The 10,781-nt window shown below is 75.2% G+C and carries 2 protein-coding genes and 1 pseudogene; all 3 read right to left on the bottom strand.

Annotation, left to right across the window (positions count from 1 at the left end; translation table 11 throughout):
* Positions 1 to 5,920, bottom strand: a pseudogene (locus DEH69_RS30795) (SDR family NAD(P)-dependent oxidoreductase); the annotation flags it as partial.
* A 118-nt stretch (positions 5,921 to 6,038) separates the two neighbouring features.
* The gene (locus DEH69_RS30790; protein ID WP_113690298.1) at positions 6,039 to 6,974 is read right to left on the bottom strand and encodes a proline iminopeptidase-family hydrolase; all 936 of its coding nucleotides are present in this window, start codon (positions 6,972 to 6,974) and stop codon (positions 6,039 to 6,041) included.
* A 97-nt stretch (positions 6,975 to 7,071) separates the two neighbouring features.
* The coding region (locus tag DEH69_RS30785) for a type I polyketide synthase (protein WP_113690297.1) at positions 7,072 to 10,781 on the bottom strand (3,710 nt) is incomplete at its 5' end.

Raw genomic sequence — 10,781 nt, 5'->3', positions numbered from 1 at the left:
CGGGGCGGCCCTGGCCATAGGTGGCAAGCAGCGCCTGCGCCTCGATCGGGTCGCCGAGCGTCGTTCCCGTGCCATGCGCCTCGACCGCGTCCACATCGGCGGCGGTCAGGCCCACGTTGGCCAACGCCTGGGTGATCACGCGCTGTTGGGAGGGGCCGTTGGGCGCGGTGAGGCCATTGCTCGCGCCGTCCTGGTTCAGGGCGCTGCCGCGCACCACCGCGAGCACGGGGTGGCCGTTGCGGCGCGCCTCCGACAGGCGCTCGACCACGAGGATCCCGGCGCCCTCGCCCCAGCCCGTGCCGTCCGTGGCGTCCGCGAAGGACTTGCAGCGGCCGTCGGGGGCCAGGCCGCGCTGCTCGCTGAAGTCGATGAACGTCTGCGGCGTTCCCATGACGGTCACGCCGCCCACGAGGGCGAGCGAGCACTCGCCCGAGCGCAGCGCCTGCGCCGCCCAGTGCAGCGCGACCAGCGACGACGAGCATGCGGTGTCCACGGTCACCGCGGGCCCTTCCAGGCCCAGGGTGTAGGCGACGCGGCCCGAGACGAGGCTGCCGCCACCGCCACCGCCCGCGTAGTCGTGGTACATGACCCCGGCGAACACGCCCGTCGGGCTGCCCTTCAACGCGGTGGGGGCGATCCCGGCGCGCTCCAGCGCCTCCCACGACACTTCGAGCAGCAGCCGCTGCTGTGGGTCCATGTCGCGGGCCTCGCGCGGGCTGATGCCGAAGAAGTCGGCGTCGAACTCGCCCGCGCCGTACAGGAATCCGCCGTCGCGCACATAGGTCTTGCCCGGCTTGCCCGGCTCGGGGTCGTAGATGCCCTCGGTGTCCCAGCCGCGGTCGGCCGGGAACTCCGACACCGCGTCAACGCCCTCGTCGACCAGCCGCCACAGCCCCTCGGGCGAGTCAACGCCGCCGGGGAAGCGGCAGGCCATCGCGACGATCGCGATCGGCTCGTCGTCCGCGGGGGCGGCGGCGACCCTGGCGGCGGTTTCCCCGACGGCGCCGGACAGCTGACCGAGGAGGTGCCGCGCCAGGTCCTCGGGGGTCGGGTAGTCGAACACGAGGGTGGCGGGCAGCCGCAGGCCAGCGGCGGCGGCCAGGAGGTTGCGCAGCTCGATCGCGGTGAGCGAGTCGAACCCGAGGTCGCGGAAGTTCCGGTCGGGGCCGATGGCTTCGGCCCCTGTGTGGCGCAGGACGATGGCGGCCTGGGAGCGGACGATGTCGACGAGCTCGGCGGCGCGCTCCTCGTCGGTGAGCCCGGCCAGCCGCTGCCGCAGGGCGTCGTTCGCGGGCGCGGCGCCGTCGACGACGCGGCGCGCCCTGCCGCGCACGAGGCCGCGCAGGAGCGGCGGTGGCGCGTCGATGGCCGCCAGGTCGAACCTGACGGGCACGAGCGCGGGTTCGGCGACGCCCGTCGCGGCATCGAGCAGCGCGAGCCCGTCCTCGGGGGCGAGGGCACGCATGCCGCCCTGGTCGAGCCCTTCCGCCATGCCGCCGCCCGCCCAGGGGCCCCAGGCGAGCGCCTTGGCGGGCAGCCCGTGGGCGTGGCGGTGGCGCGCGAGGGCGTCGAGGCAGGCGTTGGCGGCGGCGTAGTTGCCCTGCCCTGGCGCGCCGATGACGGCCGCGACGGACGAGAAGAGCACAAACGCCGTCAACCCCATGTCGCGGGTCAGCTCGTGCAGGTGCCAGGCGGCGTCCACCTTGGGGCGCAGCACGCGGTCGACGCGCTCGGGCGTCAGCGAAGCGAGCACGCCGTCGTCGAGGACGCCCGCGGCGTGCACGACTCCGCCGATGGTGCGGCCGACGAGCAGCGCGGCCAGGGCGTCGCGGTCCGCCGCGTCGCACGCGACCACCTCGGCGTCGGCGCCCAACGCGGTCAGCTCGTCGACGAGTTCGGCGGCGCCCGGCGCCTGGGGTCCGCGGCGCCCGGTGAGGAGGAGCCGCCGCACGCCGTGCCGGGTGGCGAGGTGGCGGGCGACGGCGGCGCCGAGGGCGCCGGTGCCGCCCGTGATCAGGACGGCGCGTTCGGGGTCCCAGACGGGGGCGTCCGTGCCGAGCGGCACCCGGGCCAGCCGTGGCACCAGGATCTCGCCGCCGATGACGCGCAGCTCGGGCTCGCCGATGGCGACGGCGGCGCCCGGGTCGATGTCGGCATCGGCGGTGTCGGTGTCGGTGTCGGTGTCGGTGTCGACCAGGACGAAACGCCCTGGGTTCTCCGCGGCGGCGGCGGCGATCAGCCCGCGCACGGCGGCGTGGCCGAGGTCGGTGCCCTCGGTCGCGCCGCAGGTGAGGACGACCAGGGTGGCATCGCCTTCGAGCGCGGCCTTGGCGGCCTCCAGCGCGCCGTTCGTGGCCGCGCGCACCGCGGTCGGGATGTCGCCTGCGGTGGGCGGGCAGCGGTGGACGATCACCTCGGCCTCACCGATGGCGCCGCCGCCGACGGCGCCGCCCGCGGGCGCGGGGCTCTTGGCCGCGGGGACCCACTCCACGTGGAAGAGGGCGTCGGCGACGCGGGCCGAGGCCAGGGCGAGCCCTTCGGCGGAGGCGGGGCGCAGCGCGAGCGCGCCGACCGAGGCGACGGGCGTGCCCGTGACGTCGGCCAGCTCCAACGCCACGGTGCCATCGGCCCCGACGCGCAGCCGGACGCGGGCCGCGGTGGCGCCCTCGGCATGGAGGGTGACATCGGCCCAGGAGAACGGCAGCAGCGTCGCGTCCTCGTGCGTGAGGTCAAGGGCGTGCAACGCCGAGTCGAGCAGGGCGGGGTGGAGGCCGAAGCGGGCGGCGTCGACGCCCTCGGGAAGGGCGATCTCGGCGAACACGTCGCCGCCGCGCCGCCATGCCGCGCGCAGCCCGTGGAACGTCGGCCCGTAGCTGAGGCGTTCGTAGAGCCCGTCGACCGGCAGGGGTTCGGCGTCGCGGGGCGGCCAGGCCGCGAGGTCGGCGGATGGCTCGGCGGCGTCGGGGGCCAGCGTTCCCTCGGCGTGCGCGACCCACTCGTGGTCGAGCGGGGCGTCGTCCGCGCGCGAGTACACGGCCACGCGGCGGCGGCCCGAGGCGTCGGGCGCCTCGACGGCGACCTGGATGTGGACTCCGCCGTGCTCGGGCAGGATCAGGGGCGCGCCCAGGGTGAGTTCCTCGACGCGGCGGCAGCCGACCTGGTCGCCCGCGCGCACGGCCAGCTCGACATGGGCGGTGCCGGGCAGCAGCGTCGTGCCGAGCACGGTGTGGTCGGCGAGCCAGGGCTGGGCGCCCAGGGACAGCCGCCCGGTGAACACCACGCCGTCGGAGCCCGGCAGCCGCACCATCGCGCCGAGCAGCGGGTGGTCGGGCCGCTCCAGGCCCGCGGACGCGACGTCGCCGCCCATGCCGCGCTTGTCGAGCCAGTAGCGGGCGCGCTGGAACGGGTAGGTGGGCAGGTCGACGCGGCGCGCGCCGCGCCCGGCGAAGACGGCGTTCCAGTCGACGCGCAGGCCCGCGGCGTGCAGGCCGCCCATCGCGGTGAGAGCGGCGACGGGCTCGCGCTCGCGGCGGCGCAGGGCGGGGACGAGCACGGCGGTCTCGGCGGTGCGGGTCAGGCAGTGGCGTGCCATGGCGGTGAGGATGCCGTCGGGGCCCAACTCCAGGTAGCGCGTGACGCCTTCGGCCTCAAGCCGGGTCACGGCGTCGGCGAAGCGGACGGTGTCCCTGACGTGCCCCACCCAGTAGGCGGCGGTGGTGACATCGCCGCTCGCCATCACGGGGACGCTCGGCTCCGCGTAGGTGACCGACTCCGCGATGCGGCGGAAGTCGTCGAGCATGGGGTCCATGAGCGGCGAGTGGAACGCGTGGGAGACCTTGAGGCGGTTCGTCCTGCGCGGGCCACAGCGTTCGGCGAGGCGTTCAACGGCCGCGGTGACGGCGTCATCGGCGCCCGAAAGCACCACGGAGGACGGGCCGTTGACGGCCGCGAGGCCGACGCCCTCGCCCAGGAGCGGGGCCACATCGGCCTCGGTGGCCTCGACGGCCACCATCGCGCCGCCCGGCGGCAGCGCGGCCATGAGCCGTCCGCGCGCGGTGATCAGCGTGGCGGCGTCCTCAAGGGTGAGCACCCCGGCGATGTGCGCGGCGGCCAGCTCGCCGATCGAGTGCCCGGCGACGAAGTCCGCGCGGATTCCCCAGGATTCAACGAGCCGGAACAGCGCCACTTCGAGCGCGAAGATCGCGGGCTGGGTGTGCTCGGTCCGGTTCAACGCCTCCGCGTCCCCGCCCCACACCACATCCTTCAGCGGCAGGTCCAGCGCGGCACACACCGCGTCGAACGCCCCCGCGAACACCGGAAACGCCTCATACAACTCCCGTCCCATGCCGAGGCGTTGACTGCCCTGCCCGGTGAAAAGAAACGCCGTGAGCCCGGTTGAGCGGGCGGGGCCTGGGACGGGGGCGGCGTCCGCCAACGCGTCGAGCGCGCCCAGCAGTTCGTCGCGGTCATGGCCGACGACGACGGCGCGGCGGGCGAGGGCGGCGCGGGCGGTGGCGAGGGAGAAGCCCAGGTCCACGGGGTCCAGGCCCGGCGTGGCCCGCAGATGCCCGGCCAGCCGCCCGGCCTGGGCGCGCAGCGCGGTCTCGGTCGAGGCCGAGAGCGGCAGCGGCACGGGCACGGGGGTGCCGGGCGCGGGGCGCGGCGCCTCGGGCTCGGCCGCCAACTCCGCCTGCTCGATGATCACATGGGCGTTGGTGCCGCTGACGCCGAACGACGAGACGGCGGCCCGGCGCGGGCGCCCGGTCGCGGGCCAGGCCCTGGCCTCGGTGAGCAGGCGGACGTTGCCCGCGTCCCAGTCGACCTGGGGCGTGGCCTCGTCGACGTGCAGGGTCTTGGGCAGGACGCCGCGCCTGATGGCCTCGACCATCTTGATGATGCCCGCCACGCCCGCCGCGGCCTGGGCGTGCCCGATGTTGGACTTGATCGACCCGAGCCACAGCGGCTCGTCGCGGTCGCGGCCATAGGTGGCGAGCAGCGCCTGCGCCTCGATGGGGTCGCCGAGGGAGGTGCCGGTGCCATGCCCCTCGACGACGTCGATGTCGGCGGGCGTCAACCCGGCGGTGGCCAGCGCGCGTTGGATGACCCGGCGCTGGGATGGGCCGTTGGGCGCGGTGAACCCGTTGGACGCGCCGTCCTGGTTGACCGCCGAGCCGCGCACGACCGCGAGCACGGGGTGCCCGTTCCCGCGCGCGTCCGACAGCTTCTCCAGGAGCAGCACTCCCGCGCCCTCGCCCCAGCCCGTGCCGTCGGCCGACGCGGCGAACGAGCGGCAGCGGCCGTCGGGCGAGAGGCCGCGCTGCTCGCTGAACTCGATGAAGGTCTCGGGCGTTGCCATGACGCTCACCCCGCCCGCGAGCGCCAGGGTGCACTCCCCCGAGCGCAGCGCCTGCGAGGCCCACTGCAACGCCACGAGCGAGGCCGAGCAGGCGGTGTCGACCGTGACCGCGGGGCCTTCGAGGCCCAGGGTGTAGGCGACGCGGCCCGAGACGAGGCTGCCGTCGCTGCTGGTGATGCCGTAGTCGTGGTACATCGCGCCCGCGAAGACGCCCGTGCGGCTTCCGCGCAGCGCCAACGGGTCGATGCCCGCGCGCTCCATCGCCTCCCACGTGATCTCCAGCAGGAGCCGCTGCTGAGGGTCCATGGTGAGGGCTTCGCGCGGGCTGATCCCGAAGAACTCGGGGTCGAACTCCCCCGCCTCGTGCAGGAATCCGCCGTGCCGGACATAGCTCTTGCCCGGCTTTCCCGGCTCGGGGTCGTACAGCGTGCTCAGGTCCCAGCCGCGGTCGACGGGGAAGGGGCCTATGGCGTCCCTGCCCTCGTCGACCAGCGCCCACAGCGCCTCGGGTGAGTCGGCGCCGCCGGGGAAGCGGCAGGCCATGCCGACGATGGCGATGGGCTCGGTGGCCACGTCCGCGGCGGCGCGCAGGCTCTCGTTGTCCCGTCGCAGCCGCTCGTTCTCGACGAGTTGGCCGCGCAGCGCCTCGACGATCTCCTCGACCTTGGCATCCACCGTCGTCTCAGCCTCCGCTCACCGTCGTGGTCCGCGCGCCGACCGCGCCGACCGAGTCAAGGAATGCGCCCAGCACCTCGCGGAACCGCTCGGGCTCCTCCAGGTGCGGCACATGGCTGGAGTTCTCGAAGATCTCCCAGCGGGCGTTCGGGATGAGCTCGTGGAACGGGCGCACCGTGACCGGGGTGGCCTCGTCGTGCCGCCCCGAGATGACGAGGGTGGGCACCTCGATGTCGGGCAGGCGGTCGATCACCCCCCAGTCGCGGAGGGTGCCGATGACATGGAACTCGTTGGGCCCGTTCATCGTGCGGTAGACCGTGGGGTCGGCGAACGCCTCGATGTAGGAGGCCATCATCTCGGCGGGCCAGGGGTCCAGGCGGCAGACGTGCCGGGCGTAGAAGACGAGCATCGCCTCCAGGTACTCGTCGGCGTCGGTGGTGCCCGCGGCCTCGTGGCGGCGCAGCGTCTCGTCGACGCCGGGCGGGAGCTGGGCGCGCAGCACGTCCATCTCGGAGAGCCACAGGGGGTAGGACGCCGGGGAGTTGGCGATGACGAGGCCGCGCAGGCCCGCGGGGCGCTCCGCGGCGTGCCGGGCGGCCAGCATCCCACCCCAGGACTGCCCGAACAGGATGTAGTCGTCGGCGATGGCGAGGCGGTCCAGGAGGTTGTGCAGCTCGTCGTCGAACAGCTCGGGGGTCCAGAACTCCGGGTCCGCGTCGGGGAGATGGGTGGACCCCCCGTTGCCGAGCTGGTCGTAGAGCACCACGGGCCCTCCGGTCTCGGCGAACGCGGTCAGGCCGATCAGGTAGTCATGGGTGGACCCGGGGCCCCCGTGCACGACGACGAGGGCCGGGAGGTCCGTGTCGGCCCTTCCTGTGATGTGGTACCAGGTCTCGTAGTCACGGAAGGGAACGGTTCCCTTGACCGTGTGCGTGGGCGCCATCTGTTCAATCCCTCGGTTCGGGTCCTTCTCGGGCAGCGGTTCCGGGTCGGGCAGGGGGCGGGGACGGGGCGGACGCAGGCCGGGCATCGGCGATGCGTCAGCCCAGCGCCTCCAGCCATTCCTCGATGACGCGGGCGGTCGTCGGGGCGTCCTGTTGTCCGAGCGTGAAGTGGTGGCCCGGCACGGTGCGCAGGGTGTGCTCGGGGTCCCAGGGCTTGGCCCGCATCTCGGCGGGGTCGACGCCGTCGGGCGGCGCGATGAACGGCTCGGCCGCCTGGACGAACAGGGTGGGCGCGGCCAGCCTCACGGGGTCGAAGCCCTCGAGCACGGTGAAGTAGTGCGGCATCGCGGAGAGCCGCGTCGCGTCATAGCGGCCGAACGTGGACTCCATCGCGAGCACCTCCCCCATGAGGCGGTCGAAGCCGACGTCCATCGCGGTGTCATCGACGCGGAAGGTGTCGATCAGGATCAGCCCCGCGGGCGGGGTGCCCACCGTCTCCTCCAGGTGGCGCGCGAGAACGTGGGCGATGATGCCGCCCGACGAGTAGCCGAGCAGCGCGAACGGCTCGCCATCGGCCGCCGCGAGCACGGCCTCGCCGAGCACCCGCACGAGCGCGTCGGTCGAGCCTGGCAGCGGCTCGCCCCGTTGGAAGCCGGGCAGCGGCATCGCCGAGACGGGCCTGATGTCGCGGAACTCCGAGCCCAGCCTGGCGTGTTGGTGCACGCCGCCGCCCGCCATGGGCGTGGCCAGGCAGATCAGCCGGGTGCGGCCTGGGCCCTCGGCGAGCCGCACGGCCCCGGGTGCGCGGTCGAGGTCGTCGGGCGAGGCGAACGTGGGCCGCAGGGCGGCGACCGCCGAGAGCAGCCTGATCGCGCCCGCGCCGTCCTCGGCCCGCACGGCGCGCCGGAACAGCTCGGTGACGGTCTCGTCAGCGCCGTCCTCCGGCCCGGCCGCCGTGGCGGCGGGGGCCGCCGCCGAGGCCAGCTCGTCGGTGAGGAGGCGGGCCAGGCTGGCGGGGTTCTTGCTCTCGAACACCGCCATGGTGGGCAGCTTGAGGCCGGTGGCGGCGTTGAGCGCGGTGCGCAGCTCCATCGCGGAGAGCGAGTCGAACCCGGACTCGAGGAAGTCGCGGTCGGGGTCGACCGCGTCGGCGCCCTCGTGCCCCAGCACGGCGGCGGCCAGGCCAAGCACCAGCTCGCGCAGCCTGCCCTCGCGCCGGTCGGCGGGCAGCGCCGCCAGCTCGCGGCGCAGCGCGCCGGGCTCGCGGCCCGCGCCGCCACCCGCGCCACCCGCGCCGCCCGCGCCGCCCGCGGCGCGGCGCCGCGTCGGGGGGACCAACCCCCGTAGCAGCAGGGGTGGTTCACCGGCGCTTCCGCTGCGCAGCACCGCGAGGTCGAGGCCCATCGGCACAAGCACGGGCTCGGGCCGCATGGAGGCGGCGTCGAAGAGCGCGAGGCCGTCGTGCGGCGTCAGCGCTGGCGTTCCCTGGCGGCGCATCCTGCGCAGGTCGACGTCGTTCAGGCGCTCCCCCATGCCGCCGCCGTCCCACAGCCCCCAGGCGAGGGACTGCGCGGGCAGTCCCTGGGCGCGGCGGTGGGCGGCGAGCGCGTCGAGGAACGTGTTGGCGGCGGCGTAGTTGCCCTGGCCCGGCGCCCCGAGCACGCCCGCGACGGACGAGAAGAGCACAAACGCGGACAGGTCGTGGTCGCGGGTCAGCTCGTGCAGGTTGAGCGCGCCGTTCACCTTGGGGCGCAGCACATGGTCGAGGCTGTGCGGCGTCAGGTTGGCGATCATGGCGTCGGCGAGCACGCCCGCCGTGTGGATGACCGCGCCGAGGGAGCGCCCGGCGAGCAGCGCGCCGAGGGCGTCGCGGTCGGCGACGTCGCACGCGGCGATCTCGACGGCCGCGCCGAGGCCGGTCAGCTCGCGGTGGAGGTCGGCGGCGCCTTCGGCGGCCATGCCGCGGCGGCTGGTGAGCAGCAGGTCGGCGACGCCGTGCTCGGTGACCAGGTGGCGGGCGACGAGCGCGCCGAGGCCGCCCGTTCCCCCGGTGATCAGGACCGTTCCGCCGCGGGCCCAGGGGGACTCGGCCTCGGGCTCCGCCGGGGCGCGCGCCAGGCGCGGCGCCATGAGGTCGCCGTCGACGAGCCGCAGCTCGGGCTCGCCGGACGCGATGGCCCTGGCGATCGCCCCAGGGTCGTCGCCGTCCGTGTCGAGGAGCGCGAAGCGCTCGGGTTCCTCGGCGCGCGCGGCGCGGACCAGGCCCCACGCGGCGGCGTGGGCGAGCTCGTCGGCGCGGCTGAGGACCAGGAGCCTGCGGTCGGCGAAGCGCTGGTCGGCGAGCCACGCCTGAACGGCCCTCAGCGTGTGGTGGGTGACCGCCCTGGCGTCGTCGGCGAGGTCGCCCGTGCCGCGCGGCAGGGTCAACGCGACGGTGGCTGGCACCCGTTCGGGCAGCTCGTCCAGGTCGGCGACCGTTGTCCACTCGGCGTCGGCGGCGGGCGCGTTGACCCGGGTGAGGGCGATATGGAAGAGGGAGTCGGCGGGCCTGGCGGGCGCGAGGGCGAGCTGGTCGGCGGAGACCTCGCGGGAGATCAGCGACGCGACGGAGGCGACGGGGCGCCCCTCGGTGTCGGCGACGTGGATCTCCATGCTTCCCTCGCGCCCGGGGGTGAGGCGGACGCGCGCGGCGGTGGCGCCCGAGGCGTGCAGCCTGACCCCCTTCCAGGCGAACGGCAGGGCGGTCGTCTCGTCGTCGGCCGAGGCGAGCATCAGCGCGTGCAGCGCGGAGTCGAGCAGCGCGGGGTGCAGCACAAAGCGCTCGGCACCCGCCGATTCGTCGAGCGCCACCTCGGCGAACGTCTCGCCGCCGACGCGCCAGGCCGCCTTGAGCCCCTGGAACGCGGGCCCGTAGGCGTAGCCGGACTCCCTGAGGCGTTCGTATCCGTCGTCGATGGGGATGCCCGCCTCGGGCGGGGGCGGCCAGGCGGCCTCATCGGCGGGGGGCGCCGTCGCGGGGTCGTCGGGGGCGAGCAGGCCCTCGGCGTGCAGGGTCCACCCCGCCTCGTCGTGGGCGTCCTCGGCCCGCGCGTGAACGGTGAGGGGCCGCCGCCCGGCGTCGTCGACCGGCTCGCCGACCGTGAGCCGCAGCCGCACGCCCCCGCCATCGGGCAGGGCGAGCGGCGCCCGCAGCGTCAGCTCGTCCAGGACGCGGCAGCCGACCTGGTCGCCCGCGCGCACGGCCAGCTCGACAAACGCCGTGCCGGGCAGCAGCGTCGTGCCGAGCACCGCGTGGTCGGCGAGCCAGGGCTGGGTGTCGGTGGACAGGCGCCCGGTGAACACGACGGTCTCCGCGCCGGGGACGGCGATCTCGGCGCTGAGCAGCGGGTGTCCGAGCGCGGTGAGGCCCATGGAGGCGGCGTTCCCGCCGCCCGCGGCGTCGGGCTCGGACAGCCAGTACCGCTTGCGTTGGAACGCGTAGGTGGGCAGGTCGACGCGGCGGGCGCCGCGCCCGGCGAGGACGGCGGCCCAGTCGGGGGTCACGCCCGTGGTGTGGAGGTGGCCGATGGCGGTGAGCAGCGTCGCGGCCTCGGGCCTGTCACGGCGCAGCGTGGCCACCGCGGCCGCCTCGGGGGCCGACTGCCGCGCCATCGCGGTGAGGACCCCATCGGGACCTATCTCGAGGAACCGGGTGACGCCCTCGCCCTCCAGATGGCGAATGTCATCGGCGAAGCGCACGGCGTCGCGGACGTGCCGCACCCAGTAGTCGGCCGAGGCGACGTCCTTGGGGAAGCGGATCTCCGGGC

Source organism: Streptomyces sp. PT12 (genome assembly GCF_003311645.1).
In the GTDB taxonomy this organism is placed as follows: domain Bacteria; phylum Actinomycetota; class Actinomycetes; order Streptomycetales; family Streptomycetaceae; genus Streptomyces.
This window is presented reverse-complemented; position numbering and strand designations above follow the sequence as displayed.

What these genes read in the sequence shown, in the direction of transcription:
- DEH69_RS30790 (WP_113690298.1), bottom strand. Translation starts at nt 6,974, where the DNA reads ATGGCGCCCACGCACACGGTCAAGGGAACCGTTCCCTTCCGTGACTAC.